We start from the raw sequence: 17,875 nt of genomic DNA, 5'->3' as shown, positions 1-17,875 counted from the left end.
CGCACAACTCACTCACGAAACGATATTTTTATCTTTCCATCTGTTCTCCGGGAAAAATCTCCGGTTCCAGGTGATGCGGAACCATCTCGATTTGCGCTGCTTCGTAAACTGGAGGTGTGGCTCATTTACTCGGGGGCGAAGCCCTCCATCTGGAATATCCAACCCACGTCGTTTTCGACTCGGTCACCATCGGCATTTCCGAAGGTGACCGCATCGGACTCGTGGGACGCAATGGCGAAGGAAAATCGTCGCTGCTACGCATGCTTGCGGGCAAAATCGAGCCGCACTCAGGCCGCGTGACTAGACGCAGCGGAGTGCGCGTCGGTGTGCTCGATCAGAGCGACACCCTGGATTCCGACGCGACCGTGCACTACGCGCTGGTCGGCGACATGGAAAACCACGAATGGGCCGGCGAGGCGCGCATTCGTGATGTGGTTTCCGGTCTGGTTGCAGATTTGGATTGGGAAGCGAAAATTTCCACCCTCTCCGGTGGTCAACGTCGTCGCGTCGCCTTGGCCGCATTGCTAGTCCAAGACTGGGATGTGGTCATCCTTGACGAGCCAACTAACCATTTGGACGTTGAAGGAATTTCGTGGCTGGCGAATCACGTGAGGAATCGCTGGGCGAAGAACTCGGGCGGACTCATGGTCGTAACCCACGACCGTTGGTTCTTGGACGAGGTCTGCACCGACACTTGGGAAGTCCACGATCGCTTAGTAGAACCCTTTGAGGGTGGCTACGCCGCGTATATCCTGCAGCGCGTCGAGCGCGATCGCATTTCGGCGGTGACCGAAGGCAAGCGCCAGAACATGATGAAAAAGGAACTCGCGTGGCTACGCCGAGGCGCCCCGGCACGAACTGCCAAACCAAAGTTCCGCATCGAGGCGGCAAATCAGCTGATCGCCGACGTTCCACCGGTTCGCAATCCGCTGGAACTGAAAAAGATGGCGACCACGCGCCTGGGCAAGGACGTGGTGGACCTCTTGGACACCGAGGTCAGCTTCGGAGCAAGGCGCATCCTGAAGCCTTTTACCTGGCGTATCGCGCCGGGTGAGCGTACCGGCCTGCTCGGTGCCAACGGCGCAGGCAAGTCCACGCTATTGGGCCTGATTGCCGGCACCGTGTTGCCAACCGGTGGAACGATTAAGCGCGGCAAGACGGTTAAGCTCGCGGTCCTAGACCAGCAATTCCGTGAATTGGAAAAAATCGGCGAAGATCGCGTCCGCGAGATCCTGGCCCGCTACCGCACTACCTTTAATGTGGATGGCAAGGATCTAACCCCGGCACAGCTTTTGGAGCGCTTGGGCTTCACCTCAGCGCACCTGTCCACCAAGGTCCGGGAACTATCCGGCGGCCAGCGCCGCCGTCTCCAGTTGCTTATGATCCTGATGGATGAGCCAAATGTGCTGATTCTCGATGAGCCAACTAACGATGTCGATACCGACATGTTGGCCGCTTTGGAAGACCTGTTGGATTCTTGGCCAGGTACCTTGATTGTGGTTTCCCACGACCGCTACCTGCTAGAACGCGTCACCGATCAGCAGTACGCAATCCTTGATGGAAACTTCCGCCACGTGCCAGGTGGCGTAGATGAATATCTGGAGTTGCGCAGTTCAGAAAGCTCCAAGGGCTCGGGCAACCCTACGAGCGCTTCCTCAAAGGGTGGCAAAACTGCTGGCGGCTCGGGCGTTGACCGTCGAGCTGCACAGAAAGAACTGAACGCGAACGTGCGCAAGGTCGGCCAGCTCGACCAGAAGATCAGCAAGCTGAACGAAAAGTTGGCAGCTCATGACCAAAGTGACTTCGAAGGGCTGGGCAAGATCACTGCCGAGATTCGTGAGCTTCGAGAACAAGTTGACGTCCTGGAAGAACGTTGGCTGGAACTGTCTGAATTAGTCGACTAGTCAACCGCTTCGGGCACTTCCTGAATAGGCGAGATGGTGGCGCAGAAACTACGAGTTCTGCGGCACCATTTTTATGGAGCAAACGCCCAGATATGTGTCCCGCTTAGCCCCCGTTCACCGGGCATTTTCTCGGGCGGGTCATACGGGAATGCGAAATCGTTGGAAACTCGAAGTTTTGAAAACAGCAGAAGTCAGCTGAGCGTCTGTCCCGGATAACGACCGTCTTATGGGACAGCGTGGAATTGGGACATGAAACACCTGTCACCGAACGGAATACGCCATCAAGGCTTCGAAAAAGCACGTTGGGTTGGTAACCACATCTCGGTCCAACGCTGCGGTTTTCACGTACGAACTACAGAAGAATTAGCCCTCTGAGTAATGGCGGTACTAACTCTTGGACGATTCCAGACGCTGCAGAGCGGCCGCCCTGCCCTTGTGGCTGCTCCGTTCATCGAAGGCGATGACCAAACCCAGAACAACCATCATTTCGAGCATGCACAGCGAAATAGGCACTCCGAGAGCTGCCATCACCACCCCGCCGCCAAGGCCCGCCACGACAAACACGGCAACCCACACGAAACGACGGTCGACCCCCAGTAGGGACGTATATAGGGACGTGATCGAAATCTGGAAGATCGCGATGGGTATCGCGATGGACGCCACGGCGATCGCCGCGCTGATGTGGGTTTCGTGGCCGATGAAGTACGCGGCAACGTGAAGTCCGGCCCCCGTTGCGGCAATCGCGGCAAATACAGGCATGTGCCAGTAACCGAACCTCGGACCACGTTCCCGCCTGGCGTGCAATGCAGGGGCGGAGGGCAACAGGAAGTAGATCCACCACATTGCGAAGGCCAAGCCGGTGCCGCTCAAGCCAACTAGCGCCGTTTCCACGCTCCAGCCGTCCACAGCCACGCTCGCACGCAAGGTCTCGATGGCACCGAGTAAGCACTCGCCCAGGGCAATGATGGCCAAGAGTCCAATCCGCTCGGCCATGTGGTGGGCATGCCAAGGAGTTCCGTTGCCTTTTCGTTCTGCCGTGTAGGGGATCATCACTTCGAGGATGAACAATGGCGCTGCCATGAGGAGCATGGTGGGTATATCGGCATTAATCAACAACACAGCAATCCAGCCGACCTGGACAACGGCGAGGTAGGCGGCATACCGCAGGCACACCTGACGACGGTCAGGGTCTTGTCGGGCCGCACGCAGCCACTGGAAGATTAGGGCAATGCGCATGATGATGTATCCGGCCACCATGGTGGCGTTGTCCACGTGTTTGCCTTCGATAATCGAGTGGAATAGTGGTTCGATTCCCATCGCCAAGACGAGAACACCCACCATCTGAACCATCGTTACGAGGCGGAATACCCAGTCATCGGTGTCGTAGGCACTGGCGAACCAGGAGAAGTTGATCCCTGCCCAGATAATGCAGAACATGGCGAAGGAGAAAGCCAGGAGTCCAGGTAGGAAGTGGGCCTCTGCTATCGCATGGGCGAATTGGCTGCCGGCGACCCCGAACGCGATAACGAACGTTAGATCGAAGAAGAGCTCCAACTGAGTTGATGCACGGTGTGTTTCGTGGGGATCGCGACCCCCATGCGGGAGAGGGCATGGCGCAGGGGATTCGTAGACATGAGCTGAGGGATACCTTTACGAAGGAGACATGATTAGGGATCTGCAATGCCCCAAAACCGAGAAGGTGAAATGGAATCCGCAGATCACCCCGCTACTATACTGCCAATCCTTGAATTTGTGCCTCCGATCCATGGCCAATGCTCTTTCTTATGGCTTTGATTTTTGTCGCTGTTGCCTTGGTGAGTTCCGTACAGCGCCGCCTGAAATAACGGTGATCATTCCACCGGCCAGGAACCGGTGAAATCCGGAGTTCGTCACACGCGTTTGATATCCGCTCCCGAAACGGATTGGCTGAGTGCAGCTGTCCCGCAGGGGGTTCCCCCTATGGAACGAGCTACCACTGATGCGCCTAGCTCGTCAGTTCACGGCGACGAGCGTTGACCAAGAAACGTCGATCACACATAGCCCATCGTCGATCTCACGGTAAAAGACGTCTCCCGGGTAGTGGGTGCCGGGCTTTGCTCCCTGGGGAAGACCTTCTAGATTGATGCTCCACTGAGGGTCGAGCGCCACTTGGTCTACCCAATACCCCGCGAAAAACTCTTCCGGCTCGCCTGCGGAAAGCCCTGACCAATCGCTGGGCGCACCGAGATCCGCGACGGAATCCATGCAGACAATGTCAGACCTTTCGCCCGAGGCTAAGTCGCTCACGAGCTTCTCGGTCGTTTGAATCACCTGGGCTCCATCGCTTCCCCAGATCAGTGTGTCAATTGAGCATCCAGTCAATAGTGTCGCGAGAGCACCCACTGAGAGCCCATAAACAGATCTGCGAATCGGTGTCATGCTTCAAACCTACCGCCCCGCTTACCCGATCTGCGCATGAAAGCTAATCAACGAATGTAAGCCCGGTAAAGGTTGGGCTTACGAACACTTAGCTCAAATCTCGAAGCAGGTTAATTTTAAGGTTAATTTTAAGACAGCGCTTTCTCTTCAACGGCACGTAGAATGACACGCATGCCGATTCGCACCCTGAATATCGACGATGATCAGGCAATGTCCGCCGCTTATCTCATCGAATGCGCCGCTGTACAGCAGGTACGTCCAGGATGGGTACCCCTTAGCCAGGACGCCCGAATTCTCGGCTGGCGTGCAGACGATGGCTGGCGCAAGCACCTACTTGGCGCGTGGGACGGCACTACACTTGTTGGCTTCGCGGCAGGAATGAATGCCACAGATACCCCGGAGACCACTTGGGTGTTTGTTTGGGTCGCACCCAAGTATCAAAAAGCAGGAATTGGTACGGCGTTGGTGCGAGCCGTCGAAGGCACAAGCCAGGACTCCACGACGCGGTTCACATCGAGCACCTATCGGTCCTCAACAGTCGAGATAGAGGAGCTGACGCGGCGCTTCTCGCAGCCTTTAGGGTATGCCCTGGCAACCACCGAAACAGTTGTAGAACTGGATCTCCGTAAGACCCGACTGCCCGAACCAAACGCAGTGGCTGGCTACGAGATGTACACGTATGTCAACGGAGTGCCCGCGCAGTTCCGGGAGCAAGTTGGCCAGATCAAGGGCCTCGTGGACGCGGAAGCCCCCAACGGTGACCTAGGTTGGGCCGAAACTATGGTATCGCCCGCGGAATATGCCAGCGAGATTGAGCTCTGGGTGGCCCAAGGCCACACAGTGTTTGAATCCATCGCCGTGGACTTAAACGGAAACGTGGCTGCGTGGACCTGCTTGCTGGCTGCAGCCGATGATAAGCGCGCAGCGCAGATTGAGGGAACTCTTGTTGTGGCAAAGCACCGGGGTCGAGGTCTCGGTGCCGCAGTCAAACTAGCTAGTCTCACCCAAGCAACAAAAACTACTGACGTGCACAAGGTCAGGACCAGCAGTGACGACGAAAACGTGTGGATGCGTTCCATCAACAGGACACTTGGGTTCCTTCCCGTGGAGACGGAGATAATCATCCAGAAGGATGCGCTACGAATTGACGATCAGTTGCCGTCACCACAGAGGTGAAATGCCCGCTCCACTTACCGTCACGACATGCTGTCCCGTAGAGGGTTCCTCTTGCAGGCACGATATACCGACGAAATCGATGACGTGTGGCTATGAGCCGCAGCTCTCGGTGTCGACTTTTCGGCTCAGGTACCCGCCGCGGCGCCAAATGGGCCAGTTGGTTCTCGCCCCTGGGGCTAGCGGAATGCTCGGCTGACCGCGCTGCCAGTCTGGAACAGCGTGATCCACACGAGGAATTTCTGGATTGGTCGTAGCGGCAATGCGACGAGACTCCTCCAACCCTGGCGTCGAGGCCATGACTTGGTGATCTGGACCTGTGTACCACCGGTCGCGCTCACCAAGGTGAACTCCGTCAGAACCGAACGACTTCGGCCAACGTCGGGATGCGCGAAGCTCCACGCAATCCTTTCCGGCCGGAGCACTGCAACAAGCTCAATGCTGCGACGGCGAAATTGGGGCTTTATCTTCACCGGTTTCCCGTTTGGATGACTTGTGGGTGCGAACCCCTGCCATACAGCACCTACCGTCGCTTCCTGTTCGCTGTGTTCGATGGAGCCGAGGCTAGGTTCCCACTCGGGAATACGTGTCGGATCTGCGAGGAACTCCCATACTTTTTCCATCGGTGCGGAAACGAATGTCTCCGACGAACCCGAGATCCTCCCCTTCACCTTTTCTGCGGCAGGCGTAGTCGTCTCAGCAGGTGAGTCGAACTGGTCGAGCTGCTTGAGCAGAGCATCGGATGAAGTACCCAGGCGGTCCAGAATTTCAGTAATTAAACCACTGGGCTCTGCGACCAATCCCCGGAGCACTGCGGCGGCGGCGCCCGACTTGTTTCTGCCACTGGATTTGGCGATGAGGGCACGAGCACGAGGACTCCACTCGTACCCGTCTGTTTCGTGGAACACGATCCGTCCAGCCTCGGGGAATGAGGCGTCGATACCGAGCGAAGCAAGTTGAGCTTCGCGCTGTTCTTCAACCGCTTGTCGGGCGGCATCAAGGCTAATACCCATACTGCGAAGGGCGCGTCCGGCGGATTGGTCACTAATGACGAGGGCTAGGAACAGGTGCTCGATGTCTGCTTCCCGAAGGCCTAGCCGAGAGGCTTCCTCCATGGCGGCAAGCGAGAGAGATTGACTAGTCTGAGCAGCGCGAACGAGCTTGTTCATGCGTTCCTCCTGAGGGTCGGGATCGTGGGATCAATTCGTTTGGAGTGCTTCTTGTGAGCAGCCTGCCGCGTCACCCCAAGCGCGTCAGCAATGTCCTGCCAATTCATACCCGAACGCAGCGCTGCCTCGACTTGCCGAAGCTCCAAGGTGTCCGCGAGAACGCGCAACGACGACACTGCCCGCAGTCCGGCCTTCGGGTCGCTGGTGTCTGCTGCCATTGACGCGATCTGTGAAGACTTCATATTGTCAACCTAGGTTGCTGCATTTGTTTCTGTCAACCAAGGTTGCTTCAAATTCATTATTTGCGTCTCACCAGGTCCACTGTGCCGCACAGCGTTCGGCTTGCGGAGCCTACAAGGAAGGCCAGGTCTTGGAACTAATCCTTCGGTGAGTCAACATTCATTCAACAATCTCGGCGGAGAGCTAGCCAGCCATAATTTTTCGCTCTGCTACGAACGGCGCAGATCGCCAACCATGATGCCAAAAACCCAGCCGAGTTCATCACTACTTGGAACTGTCTCTTTTGAAAATCCTGTGAGTTTGTAGTGGAATCAGCAAACTAAACGTAAATTCGAAGAAAGGTGGAAAATCTACTGGATAATTGATGGCAGTAGTTAGGTCGGAGGAAGATACTCCGACCGGAAGGGAACGATGAACGCTACAAGCGACAGTCACTATCACAGTCCAAACCCCCTGTTAGGTATGCACACCTCAGGAACGCAACTCGGCGGGGGGTGTAAAAAATGGAGTGGATATCACTGCTAATTGCTGTGGTCCTCATTCTCGCATGTGGGCTTTTTGTGGCTGCTGAGTTTGCTCTGATTACTGTTAACCGCAATGAAGTGAAAACCGCTGCAGATCAAGGCGACCGACGTGCAGCAGGCGTACTCAAAGGAATGAGTACTCTCTCAACACAACTCTCCGGGGCGCAACTCGGAATCACTCTGACTAACTTGGGTATCGGTTTCCTCGCTGAACCAGCTATCGCAGCTCTAATTGACGGGCCGCTTGAATCAGCTGGCCTGTCCGAGGCCCTGGCTCGTTCAGTATCGATTGGCCTAGCTTTGGTTCTAGCAACCATCTTGACTATGGTCTTTGGTGAATTAGTCCCTAAAAATCTCGCTATCGCTAAGCCGTTTGCAACCGCCAAGGCAGTCGTAGGTTTTCAGCGCGGTTTCAGCACGGTCACAAAACCCTTGCTGTCCTTTTTTAACGGCAACGCTAACTGGATCGTGCGGCGTTTCGGAATTGAGCCGAAGGAAGAACTCGCTTCCACCCGTTCAGCTGAAGAGCTGGTAGCACTCGTCGGTCATTCAGCACGCGAAGGCGTACTACCCTCAGCGACAGCTGACATGCTTCGTCGCACCGTTGCTTTCGGGAATCGACGAGCACACGACGTCATGACCCCCAGAACTCGCATGGTCACGGTCAACGCAACTCATACCGTCGACCAGGTGCTAGCGCTTGCCGCTGAATCAGGCCATTCCCGATTCCCGCTGATCTCCACGGGTGGTCACGAAGTTCACGGTCTAGTACACATTCGTGCTCTCCTAGGTATCGCCCACGCCGAACGAGCGAGCACCGCAGTAAGTGAACATGCGGAGCAAGCCACTTTGGTTCCCGACACCGTTGAACTCGATGAACTCATGGACCAGCTACGCCAGACCGGTTCCCAAATGGCGATACTGATCGATGAAACAGGTGATGTTGCCGGATTGTTGACGTTGGAAGATCTTGTTGAAGAAATCGTAGGTGAAGTGCGCGACGAGCATGATCCGGATGACAAAGCAATCGAAATCCTCTCCGACAACTCATGGCGTCTAGACGCCTCACTGCACCCATACGAAGCCAACGAAGTGATCGGCTGTGAAATCCCAGAAGACTCCGACTATGAGACCCTTGCAGGTTTAGTCACAGTCCACTTGGGTCGGCTCGGACAGGTCGGAGACACGATAACTTTGACCGTTCCCGGCATTCCAGGTAGACCTCAGAAGGAATTGATTTTGACTGTCTACACCACCGATGGCCCACGTATTGCGACCCTTGATGTGGTTGCTACTGAGCTGGTCGATGAGGAAGGCAACCGATGAGCGACGTCACGGGAATTATCGTCACAATCTTGCTCTTAGCAGCGAATTTCTACTTCGTTGGTGCTGAGTTCGCGCTGATCTCAGCCCGGCGCAGCATTATTGAGCCGAAAGCCGAGCGAGGTAGCCGGAGCGCAAAAATGACGCTATGGGCCATTGAGAATGTTTCATTGGTGATGGCCGGAGCTCAACTAGGTATCACTGTATGTTCTCTTGCTCTGGGTTATGTCACTAAACCCCTAGTGAAATACGCGGTGGCAGGACCGTTTGAATCGATCGGCATCCCAACATCGTGGATTGATCCGCTTTCCTACGCCATCGCATTGATGCTGGTGACTTACCTTCACGTGGTTCTTGCAGAAATGGTGCCAAAGAATATGGCATTGGCCGGGCCAGAACGTATGGCGATGATTCTCGGACCAAGTATGGTCATTCTCGTCAAGGTATTGCGTCCGGTGCTTTGGACGATGAACGCTATGGGTAACTTGGTGCTCCGCGCGATGGGTGTGACACCCAAAAATGAAGTTGCCAGCACCTTCACCCGTAATGAAGTAGCCAATATGGTCGCCGAATCACGTGAAGGTGGATTGCTTGACCGCCAAGATGAGCGTCTCTTACTGGGAGCGTTGAGCTTTGATGCCCGGACCATTGGGTCCGTGGCGATCGATTTCGCCAAGGTGCAGACCCTTCCCGCTAACGCGACAGTCGCCATGGTGGAAGACGCAGCCGCGCAGGGGTTTTCGCGTTTCCCCTTGACCAATGCTGCCGGAACACCGGTCGGGTATGTGCATATCAAGGATATTCTGGGTCGCAACGCTGCTGCACGAATGCTGCCCTTAGAAAAAGCTGTCATCCGCACACTGCCAGAGTTCACCTCCGAACAAAGTGTTCGTCCAGCATTGCAGTCAATGCAACGCAGTGGCGCCCACCTGGCGCTTGTACGCGATGCAAACACTGGACAAATCACCGGTCTAGTTACCCTCGAAGACCTGCTCGAAGAACTCGTCGGACAGATCCGACACGACGCGGCCTAAACAAAAGGAGAAGGACAAGCGATCGATAAATCGATCACTTGTCCTTCTCCTTTGTGCCCTGCTGGTTACACATCGACGTCTATACCCACGTGAGCAAGCGGCAAACAGGCGATTTCTACCACTTGAACAGAGCCCAACCATCAATCGGATTCCGGCAGTGAAGAACAATGATTCTCTTCGGATACATATGAGTCCCGTAGAGCGTTCCCCTTGTGAAACAGTGTGAACTGAGAGCCAATGCATTCGGATTTACAACATTTAGCTCTGCGGAAAACCCGACACTTAGCCTTGAAAGCCACACGCCTGGATGACTAGGCCGTCCATGGGATTTTGTGATGCAAGGTATGCAGAGTCACGGTTCCGCCGTAGATGGGAGAGGTGCCGATCTCCGCAAAACCCCAGTGTCTATACATCGCTCGGACGTCGAATGCCTGCCCGAAAACACCTAAGACAGAATCCTGTTCGATTCGGTTCGATAGGAGTTCACGGATGCACTGCTTGGCTATCCCACGGCCTCGAAAGTTCTCGCCGACAGCGAGCTCCTGAACAATAACGGTTCTCGAAGGCGAGATCACCGCGTCTATCGCTGGCAGCATCGTGTCTAGCCGTCGCAGCCAGGCACTGTCCTGGTCAAGCCTCTGAGATAACGCAAAGCCGACCAGATGTCCATCATGTCTCGCCGCAATAAGCCGCCCACCAGGGCTAGCAAGTTTCTCTGGACCCCATTGATCAATGCTTCGTAGTTCATCAGGTGATTCATTGTAAGGAGGGGCTGCGAAGCTCAAGACGAAGAGACTCGCGATCTCAGCCCAAATTTCGCCCGGGGCAACATGCTCGAACCGGACGTATATAACTTCATCGTCACTCTCTTTCATAGTGGCTCAGTCTATGTCTCGTTTCCTCAGAAGCATGCTAGGTGAGGAAGTCAGGTGAGTGTTCCTCCCACGGGCTTAAAACTAGGATGCGGGAATTGGTTCGAGTCGATAAATTCGTTCATGAACCTGCTACATCTAGTCAAGAAAAAATCGTTACGAGCCGCAAAGCCCGTACTGAGGTACTCTTTCGTTAACGTCCAACTCAGGAGTTTGAAAATGAGTATCCGCAGGATTTTCGCCGTAGCCATCTGCATCGGTACGATCTTGCCGCTCAGCGCATGTTCAGGGCACACAGGAGTTCAGGCATTGGAGCGCCAAAGCACTCCAAGTGATGTCCTGCCCACAGGCATTGATCTGCCAGACACCTTCGACAGGGAAAGTTTACGCCTCCTGACCACCCACGAGCAGGTGCAATATTTCGTTGCCTCCTCCCCTGATTCCTCGGAAGGTTGCATCATCATCGTTCCCCCAGGCGCAGACCCACAATGGTTTTCTGGTTGCAGCGACATGGGAGCAACCGACGTCATTGTCACTGCCTCGACCACGCCCGGCAACAAGTCGGCTTCTTTGGTCAGGGATGACGCTGACACGCGCACACTTGAATCCGAAGGATGGACCAGAATACATGGCAACATCCTCATCGCCAGCAAATGAAAGAATCCGTCAGACTCTCTGGCATCACGCTGACTTAATCACCAACTGATGCGTTTGAATGCTATCTAGTTGACCTGCCGATCCGCGATCGACATGAATTGTTGCCCGATAAGGGTTCGCTTACTGGGACTGTTCGTCTCTGGCTTTCTGCCCGTCAGGCAGGATATCGAGCATGATGTACATCAGATTACCCACGCGGTCTTCCCCAGGAGGCGGGTTTTCCAGCTCGTCCTCCAGCCGAGCGCGGAGCGCTTCGCCGGCGTCAGACCATGGAACAAAACTTGTAGGTCCGGTATATCTGCCGAGCTGGGCATACCCCTTGGAGCACAGAGCCAACACAGTACCTGTGGCCTCTGCAATGGCCTCGTCCTCGGTCAGAACACTGCCCTTGGCTTGGATGATGATCCCCATGATGTGGAGGAATAGGACCCAGTCGTCTTCACCGTTTTCGATGATCTCAAGTTCGATGTCGTTCAGAGGATCAGTCATGGAGTCTCACCGATTCCTGTGAGATAGATAAGCCTTCTCATTCGCTTTCACCTTTGCCTGGTCACTTCGATCACCGCAGCCTGCAAAAAGCCATCCTGGATCAGTTCAACGAGAGTCTACCCATCCCTGAGGGCCGTTTTTGAAGAAGATCCTTCGGGGCCCGTTATCGGTGTGGATGGCCATCCAATGAAATATCCGGTCAAGCTTCGGTCTATGGGTCTGAGAAGAACGCCAATCGACGCTGCGGTTTAGCCGCCAGAAAAGTTAACATTCGCAAGGCAACTAGAAACTTCTTGAAGCCTTCAATGGAACTCTTGATCATGCGGCCCCTGAGCCGAGAATGCTGTTGCAGTCGAACTAAGCTAGATATTCGTAAAGCCACCGGGATGCTGTGCCAGCAGCGGCCAAGATCTCAGGTTCTGGCCGTCGGGAGACGACGAGGAAACCCACCTGCTGAAGACGGAAAGTATTTCGCCGTATCGAAGCCCGCTCAACTTGCTCAGCGGAAGCAATCTTTGAGAGTTTCTCCCACCCGTGCCAGACTCCCAAACTGGCGAGGTCGGTCGATCGATCACTCTCAGAGGACAGATCCCAGTCCAGGATGCCGGCTACGCGTCCTTGATCCCAAAGGACATTATGGCCTCCCAAGTCCCCATGGGAGAAGACTCGATCCTCCTTGCTGAGACCTGCGAGGGCCTCCACCGCTCCCCTGGCGACGGCCCTCATTTGGGGGTCAAGCCTTGGAATTACTTCTTCGATTTGGATCCGGTACCAATCCGCACCGCCGCAAAATGACAGTGGATCAGATAACAAGCCCCGCAGCGGGGCAGTATCGACAGAGGCCACCAACTCCAGAAGCCGCTGGAGTTCTTCGGGTTTGCCATCGCCCACAGGGCAAGGGCTCCCAGGAATAAATTCCGTGGCAACAGCGGATAAGCCATCGATCTCGACGGTCGGCCCAAGAGACCAAGGCAATGCAAGTCCGATATCGCGCGGAATGCAATCGACAAGTTCCTGTCTCCTACGCAGCTGATCACCGGTAAATTTGTCACGTGTGATTCTGACCGCTGCCAAGCCTTCAAACAGAATAACTACGTGTGCGGAACCCTCCTCCACAACGGTCCGCCGTGCGGCACGTACCCTGGCCGGAAGGTCAGACACCACTGCGTCAACAATGGTGGCCAGATCTGAACTGGCTACTGGCATTTGCATAATCCCGAGCCTACAAGGCGCGGTGATGTTGCATCGTCAACATAAGCGGATTCAGCACTATTATTTGGTCGATCCAAGTCCCATAGACCCTTCCGCTTGCGGAACCCGTCCCTGCAACGGCCTCCACGCCCCATTCGAGTACGAGCTTGATCCGGAACGCCTGGTCATTGACATGCCAGCCTCCCTGCTCTGGTATGCCCGTTACCGAGAAGTACAAGCCGCATGGAGAACACGGGGAAATCATTGGCCTAAACGCCTCCAGACTCAAAAAAGCGAACTCCCAGGCGGGAGATTCGGTGGAGGTCGCTAACCATATGCCGTAGGGTGGAATGTAGGTGCGCCGGGAAGTCTGGTCGGCAATGCAATTGTCGACCCCACTGTAAGGACCTCTTTCCCATGAGCACCAACCCTTCTCCTCCGCGTCCCCTGATCGGGCGCGGCAGCTACCTCGAAGCCCTGCGGATCGGTGAGATCCTGCGCAAGGAAACCGTCGGCGGCACCTTGCTGGTCATCGCCGCGGTCATCGCGCTGATCTGGGCCAACTCCCCGGCATCCGAAAGCTACTTCGCCCTGCGCGACTTCAAGTTCGGCTACGAACCGTGGCACCTGGAACTGAGCCTCGGTGCGTGGGCCGCCGACGGCCTGCTGGCAGTCTTCTTCTTCCTCGTCGGGCTTGAACTCAAACGCGAAATCGTCGCAGGAGACCTGCGCCAGATCGGCAAGGCCATCGTCCCGGTGGCAGCGGCGGTGGGCGGGGTCATCGTCCCGGCCCTGATCTACGCGGCCATCAACTGGTCAAATCCCGACACTATCTCGGGCTGGGCCATCCCCACTGCCACCGATATCGCCTTTGCCGTCGCGGTGCTGGCCGTCATCGGCTCCCATCTGCCCACCCCACTGCGCATCTTCCTACTGACCCTGGCGGTGGTCGATGATCTCATAGCCATCAGCATCATCGCCTTCTTCTACACCGAGACGATCAACGTCCCGGCTCTGCTGCTCACCCTCATCCCGCTGGCTCTCTTTGCGTTCCTGGCCCGGAAATACCGGCGCTTCTTCGGGCTGAACCCCTCGGCTGCATGGTTCATCCTGCTGCCCATCGGCTTCGTCGCCTGGGCGTTGCTGCACGCCTCAGGTATCCATGCCACGGTTGCCGGCGTTGTCCTGGCCTTCATGATCCCGGTCCTGCACAGCAGTAAGCACGGGAAGCACACCGAAGGCCCGGGGCTGGCCGAGATCTTCGAGCACCGCTTCCGCCCGCTCTCGGCCGGTTTTGCAGTGCCGGTGTTCGCGTTCTTCTCAGCCGGAGTCGCCGTCGGTGGATTCGAGGGCCTGGGCTCGGCCCTGACCGACCCCGTATCCATCGGCATCATCGTCGCCCTTGTGGTCGGAAAACCCATCGGCATCCTGGCTGCAACGTGGATGACAGCCAAATTCACCAAGGCCACCCTTGACCCGGAACTCAAATGGGTGGACATGCTGGGTGTGAGCCTGCTGGCAGGCATCGGATTCACTGTCTCCCTGCTGGTGGCCGAACTCAGCTTCGGACTCGGTAACCCCGCCAACGACCACGCCAAGGTCGCCATTCTCGCCGCCTCCGTACTGGCTGCGTTGCTGGCCTCCATCCTGCTCGGCAGCCGGAACCGGCAATACAAGAAACTGCAAGCCGAGGAATCCATCGATGCGGACGCTGACGGAATTCCGGACGTCTACCAGCGGGAGCAGTAAAACCGCGCCGGCGTTGCAGTGACCCTGCAACATACGGGATCAGGTAACGGCAATCCGCGAACGACTCAACGACGCGGAAACACGTAATCAACGCCGGCAGCGAGTCCCTGCAGATCCAATACGCACCATTCCAGGGCTCCACTACCGAGTCGGCTGGCCTCTGCTCTCCGTCAATTGCTGAGCCCTGACCCGCAATAATGATTTGCCCCGGGTTATCAGCGACGTCGAAGCGCAAGCCGCCCCCGGCGACGCGCCATGGCCAGGAACAGTACTGTGGCTATCGAGCACACCAAGATGGCGATGATGCTGGCTTCCGGTCCAAAGCTTCCTCCGGTCAGCCAGTCCGGTCCGCTGGTCACAGCAGTGACCAGCGAATCGCGGGCCTCGGAACCCGAGGTGACCGATCCGAAAAGGCCCGTTGTCGCAAAGTTCCAGCCGAAGTGCACTCCGACCGCCAGCCACAGCGATCCGGTGGCGAGAAATGCGGCACCCAGCATGATTCCGGCTTCGATCATGATTGCGAAAGCGCCCCACAGCGAAGCATCCGGATTCACGAGGTGAACGAGCCCGAAGATGATCGCTGAGACGGCGAGCGCCAGGCCTGTTCCCCAGCGGCCACGCAGCAGGCGGAACACGACACCGCGGAAGAATACTTCTTCCGAAACGGCGATCGCGCACATCATTCCGGCGACGGCCAGCATGCCGGCGATGGACCCCCAGCCGGTGATTGTGTATGCACCGAAGAGTGCGAGGATGCCCACTGTCGCGCCGGACATCAGCACCCCGATCCCCATTCCGAGAAGCAGATGGCGGACTCCGTGGTGCGATGGGAATTCTTCTACCTTGCGGCGTTCGACCCGTCGCCCCGTCCAGAGGTACAGGCAGATCATGGCCGTGGCCAGAATGGGGCCGATGACCAGAGCAGCCACGGGGTTGCGCGGCCAGGCGGCGATGGCATTAGTCGCCAGCATCGCCACGGCTAATCCGGTGACCATCATGGCTGTTTTGATCCAGGAACCTTGTCTGGGCGCTGGAGTTCCTTGCGTAGCTGACGGTGTGAGATGCTGCGTGGATTCTGCCATTTTTGCTCCTTGTTCGCTACCCGGTATTGGGTGTGAACAAGACGTTACGGCGTTGGTGCGCACGGCAAATCACCCGTGGGCAGACACTTGGGATCCCTCGCTCGGGGGACCTAAGCCTCAAGACCAGACGGCGAATCCTGTTTTGTGGGCGAGCACGACCGCTTGCACCCGGTCGCGCACATCGAGCTTCGACACGATGCGTGACACATAGGTTTTAACCGTCTCGTGGCTGATCACCAGTTGCGCTGCGATCTCTGCATTGGACAGGCCTTCGGCGATCAGCTGCAGCACTTCACGTTCCCGCGCGGTCAGCGCGTCGAAGATTGCGGCATTTTCTGCCGAGGGCCGCAGCCGCTCGCCGAAGCGTCCGATCAAGGAGCGAGTCACCGCCGGTGCGATCAGCGAGTCCCCGGCGGCAACGCTCCGGATGGCCGCCGTCAGCTCGGCGGCCCTGGCGTCTTTCAGCAGGAAGCCACTCGCGCCGGCGCGCAGCGCGTCGTACACCAGCGCGTCCAATGAGAAGGTGGTCACCACCAGGACGCGCGCGGCATCTGAAACCTGCGGTCCGGCTATTCTTCGGGTCGCTTCGATCCCGTCGAGCAGCGGCATCCGGATGTCCATCACTACGACATCCGGGCGCTCGCGGCGGGTGACCCGTACGGCCTCTTCTCCGTCTGCCGCCTCGCCGACGACCGCGAGATCGGGATGGGCGTTGATGATTGTCGCGAATCCGGTGCGCACCAGCTCTTGGTCATCGCAGATGACCACACGGATCGGCGTGCTCGCCGAGGCCGCGCTCACCACGGAATCCGCACGCGCACCACGAACCGCTGGCCGACCGGTTCGGCCTGCAGCGTCCCGCCGACCAGTTCCACCCGTTCACGCATTCCGATGATCCCCCGAGCCCCCGATATCGATGCCGTATTCTTGCGGCTGCGGCCGGAACTGACCACTTCGACCATGATCTCATGTTGGCCGTAGGCGATTTCCACCGCTGCGGCACCGTCGTGCGCATGCCTCATCGCATTGGTCAGGCTCTCTTGGACTACCCGAACCACCACGAGTGCGGTGGCTCCCGTTAACGGGCGAGCCTCGCCTCGCTCCACGAATTCGACTTGCTGACCGGCGCTGCAGGCTCGGGCGATGACCTCGCTAACCTGCTGCACGGCAGGCGCACGGGTGATCTCGGCCTTCCCGTCCAGTGCCCCGAGCAGACTGCGCAAGTCCTCGAGCGTGGTTCTGCCGCCGTCGGCGATGGATGCAAGCAGCTCCATCGTCCCTTGATCAAGATTCGGACGGAATTGTCCGGCCTCGACCTGCACGACCATCGCGGTCACATGATGGGTGACCACGTCGTGCAGCTCGTGTGCGATGCGTGCCCGTTCGGCCGTGATCGTCTCGCGTTCAGCACTCTCGGTGCGGCTGCGACGCATAGCGGCCTGCGATCGGAGCCACGAGCCGAAGATCCACAGCGCCGCCAGAAGCGCTCCGAAGGTCAGCGCGTCAAACACGGTGAGTGCCGCGTCCAGCGGAATCAGCGCCGCGACGAGCGCGGCATAGCCGCCTAGGACGAGCATCGAAGTCAGCATCCGGTACCGCTGGAGCAATGCCCCTGCGCCCACCAGGGCAACGAGCAGACCGAGGGCAGCGAAGGTCGTCGGGAATCCGAGCAATTGGTAGGCCGAGAACGCCGCAAAGGTCAAGGCCAGTGACCACTGCGGCCATCGGCGCAATATCGCGACCGAGCCTCCCTGGATCACGATGAGACAAATGCCGAGCAGGTTGAGCGGTCGACCGGGCGACGTGGCCAGCTCGAGCCCCTGCTGCGCCACACCCGGCACGAACGACAAGCCGATGAGAACGACAGCGGACACTACATCCCACTTGAGTTGCGTCAGCTGAAAGCGGACAGTCTTCATCCCAAAATCGTACACGGATGCCCAAGGCGCAGGTGATGCCGTTGAAGCGGCCAGCGCTGCGAAGACGCATGCGGTAAGCAACCGACAAAGGACTGCAATCGCAGTCACCGAGCCACTGAATGCGCCCGCGC

At 57.4% G+C, this 17,875-nt stretch carries 16 protein-coding genes; 6 read left to right on the top strand and 10 right to left on the bottom strand.

From position 1 onward, the window contains the following. Nucleotides 1-116 precede the first annotated feature (116 nt). Entirely contained in the window at nucleotides 117-1,904 is a 1,788-nt protein-coding gene (locus LG294_RS03855; RefSeq protein ID WP_404289676.1) for an ABC-F family ATP-binding cassette domain-containing protein, read from the top strand. Nucleotides 1,905-2,291: 387 nt separating this feature from the next. Here LG294_RS03855 and LG294_RS03850 read toward each other — a convergent pair whose 3' ends face one another. After that, nucleotides 2,292-3,458 carry a low temperature requirement protein A gene (locus tag LG294_RS03850; RefSeq protein ID WP_404289674.1) on the bottom strand — a complete coding sequence of 389 codons (1,167 nt, stop codon included), beginning with the start codon at nucleotides 3,456-3,458 and terminating at the stop codon, nucleotides 2,292-2,294. A 438-nt stretch (nucleotides 3,459-3,896) separates the two neighbouring features. Beyond that, nucleotides 3,897-4,214, bottom strand: a complete 318-nt coding sequence (locus LG294_RS03845; RefSeq protein WP_404289672.1) for a hypothetical protein — start codon at nucleotides 4,212-4,214, stop codon at nucleotides 3,897-3,899. Nucleotides 4,215-4,493: 279 nt separating this feature from the next. Between LG294_RS03845 and LG294_RS03840 the strand changes: the two genes are divergently transcribed. Then, the gene (locus LG294_RS03840) at nucleotides 4,494-5,498 is read left to right on the top strand and encodes a GNAT family N-acetyltransferase (RefSeq protein ID WP_404289670.1); all 1,005 of its coding nucleotides are present in this window, start codon (nucleotides 4,494-4,496) and stop codon (nucleotides 5,496-5,498) included. A gap of 176 nt (nucleotides 5,499-5,674) precedes the next feature. On the opposite strand, the gene LG294_RS03835 is transcribed toward LG294_RS03840, so the two are convergent. Both LG294_RS03835 and LG294_RS03830 read right to left on the bottom strand, forming a co-directional pair. Beyond that, nucleotides 5,675-6,664, bottom strand: a complete 990-nt coding sequence (locus LG294_RS03835) for a Clp protease N-terminal domain-containing protein (protein WP_404289668.1) — start codon at nucleotides 6,662-6,664, stop codon at nucleotides 5,675-5,677. Continuing rightward, complete coding sequence (locus LG294_RS03830) at nucleotides 6,661-6,906, bottom strand: hypothetical protein (protein ID WP_404289666.1); 246 nt, start codon at nucleotides 6,904-6,906, stop codon at nucleotides 6,661-6,663. The genes LG294_RS03835 and LG294_RS03830 overlap by 4 nt, the downstream gene beginning before the upstream one ends. 501 nt (nucleotides 6,907-7,407) lie before the next feature. Between LG294_RS03830 and LG294_RS03825 the strand changes: the two genes are divergently transcribed. Both LG294_RS03825 and LG294_RS03820 read left to right on the top strand, forming a co-directional pair. Then, a complete protein-coding gene (locus LG294_RS03825) occupies nucleotides 7,408-8,754 on the top strand; it encodes a hemolysin family protein (RefSeq protein WP_404289664.1) in 1,347 nt (448 codons plus the stop codon). Next, nucleotides 8,751-9,785, top strand: coding sequence for a hemolysin family protein (locus LG294_RS03820; protein WP_404289662.1), 1,035 nt, complete (start codon nucleotides 8,751-8,753; stop codon nucleotides 9,783-9,785). The genes LG294_RS03825 and LG294_RS03820 overlap by 4 nt, the downstream gene beginning before the upstream one ends. A gap of 311 nt (nucleotides 9,786-10,096) precedes the next feature. On the opposite strand, the gene LG294_RS03815 is transcribed toward LG294_RS03820, so the two are convergent. Further along, nucleotides 10,097-10,660: a GNAT family N-acetyltransferase gene (locus tag LG294_RS03815; protein WP_404289660.1), complete on the bottom strand. Its 564-nt coding sequence runs from the start codon at nucleotides 10,658-10,660 to the stop codon at nucleotides 10,097-10,099. A gap of 216 nt (nucleotides 10,661-10,876) precedes the next feature. Here LG294_RS03815 and LG294_RS03810 point away from each other — a divergent pair, with 216 nt between their 5' ends. Continuing rightward, the gene (locus LG294_RS03810; protein ID WP_404289658.1) at nucleotides 10,877-11,314 is read left to right on the top strand and encodes a hypothetical protein; all 438 of its coding nucleotides are present in this window, start codon (nucleotides 10,877-10,879) and stop codon (nucleotides 11,312-11,314) included. A gap of 120 nt (nucleotides 11,315-11,434) precedes the next feature. Here the strand turns inward: LG294_RS03810 and LG294_RS03805 are convergent, their stop codons facing one another. Both LG294_RS03805 and LG294_RS03800 read right to left on the bottom strand, forming a co-directional pair. Then, the gene (locus tag LG294_RS03805) at nucleotides 11,435-11,803 is read right to left on the bottom strand and encodes a hypothetical protein (RefSeq protein WP_404289656.1); all 369 of its coding nucleotides are present in this window, start codon (nucleotides 11,801-11,803) and stop codon (nucleotides 11,435-11,437) included. 357 nt (nucleotides 11,804-12,160) lie between these two features. Continuing rightward, complete coding sequence (locus LG294_RS03800; RefSeq protein ID WP_404289654.1) at nucleotides 12,161-13,015, bottom strand: aminoglycoside phosphotransferase family protein; 855 nt, start codon at nucleotides 13,013-13,015, stop codon at nucleotides 12,161-12,163. A gap of 396 nt (nucleotides 13,016-13,411) precedes the next feature. Here LG294_RS03800 and nhaA point away from each other — a divergent pair, with 396 nt between their 5' ends. Continuing rightward, complete coding sequence (gene nhaA / locus LG294_RS03795) at nucleotides 13,412-14,743, top strand: Na+/H+ antiporter NhaA (RefSeq protein ID WP_404289652.1); 1,332 nt, start codon at nucleotides 13,412-13,414, stop codon at nucleotides 14,741-14,743. Nucleotides 14,744-14,958: 215 nt separating this feature from the next. Here nhaA and LG294_RS03790 read toward each other — a convergent pair whose 3' ends face one another. The 3 genes from LG294_RS03790 to LG294_RS03780 form a co-directional block, all read right to left on the bottom strand. Then, nucleotides 14,959-15,825, bottom strand: a complete 867-nt coding sequence (locus tag LG294_RS03790) for a lysostaphin resistance A-like protein (RefSeq protein WP_404289650.1) — start codon at nucleotides 15,823-15,825, stop codon at nucleotides 14,959-14,961. A 117-nt stretch (nucleotides 15,826-15,942) separates the two neighbouring features. Further along, nucleotides 15,943-16,626, bottom strand: a complete 684-nt coding sequence (locus tag LG294_RS03785; RefSeq protein ID WP_404289648.1) for a response regulator — start codon at nucleotides 16,624-16,626, stop codon at nucleotides 15,943-15,945. Beyond that, nucleotides 16,623-17,825 carry a histidine kinase gene (locus tag LG294_RS03780; RefSeq protein ID WP_404289646.1) on the bottom strand — a complete coding sequence of 401 codons (1,203 nt, stop codon included), beginning with the start codon at nucleotides 17,823-17,825 and terminating at the stop codon, nucleotides 16,623-16,625. Before LG294_RS03780 ends, LG294_RS03785 begins: the two co-directional genes overlap by 4 nt. Nucleotides 17,826-17,875 lie beyond the last annotated feature (50 nt).

The organism is Glutamicibacter arilaitensis, from assembly GCF_044793945.1.
In the GTDB taxonomy this organism is placed as follows: Bacteria; Actinomycetota; Actinomycetes; order Actinomycetales; family Micrococcaceae; genus Glutamicibacter; species Glutamicibacter arilaitensis_B.
Note: the sequence above shows the minus strand (reverse complement) of the source record. Positions and strands in the feature narration are given on the sequence as shown.

Bases quoted from the DNA above. Each gene is read 5' to 3' on its own strand.
- LG294_RS03840 (WP_404289670.1), top strand. From the start codon at position 4,494: ATGCCGATTCGCACCCTGAATATCGACGATGATCAGGCAATGTCCGCC.
- LG294_RS03835 (WP_404289668.1), bottom strand. From the start codon at position 6,664: ATGAACAAGCTCGTTCGCGCTGCTCAGACTAGTCAATCTCTCTCGCTT.
- LG294_RS03830 (WP_404289666.1), bottom strand. From the start codon at position 6,906: ATGAAGTCTTCACAGATCGCGTCAATGGCAGCAGACACCAGCGACCCG.
- LG294_RS03825 (WP_404289664.1), top strand. From the start codon at position 7,408: ATGGAGTGGATATCACTGCTAATTGCTGTGGTCCTCATTCTCGCATGT.
- LG294_RS03820 (WP_404289662.1), top strand. From the start codon at position 8,751: ATGAGCGACGTCACGGGAATTATCGTCACAATCTTGCTCTTAGCAGCG.
- LG294_RS03815 (WP_404289660.1), bottom strand. From the start codon at position 10,660: ATGAAAGAGAGTGACGATGAAGTTATATACGTCCGGTTCGAGCATGTT.
- LG294_RS03810 (WP_404289658.1), top strand. From the start codon at position 10,877: ATGAGTATCCGCAGGATTTTCGCCGTAGCCATCTGCATCGGTACGATC.
- LG294_RS03805 (WP_404289656.1), bottom strand. From the start codon at position 11,803: ATGACTGATCCTCTGAACGACATCGAACTTGAGATCATCGAAAACGGT.
- LG294_RS03800 (WP_404289654.1), bottom strand. From the start codon at position 13,015: ATGCAAATGCCAGTAGCCAGTTCAGATCTGGCCACCATTGTTGACGCA.
- nhaA (WP_404289652.1), top strand. From the start codon at position 13,412: ATGAGCACCAACCCTTCTCCTCCGCGTCCCCTGATCGGGCGCGGCAGC.
- LG294_RS03790 (WP_404289650.1), bottom strand. From the start codon at position 15,825: ATGGCAGAATCCACGCAGCATCTCACACCGTCAGCTACGCAAGGAACT.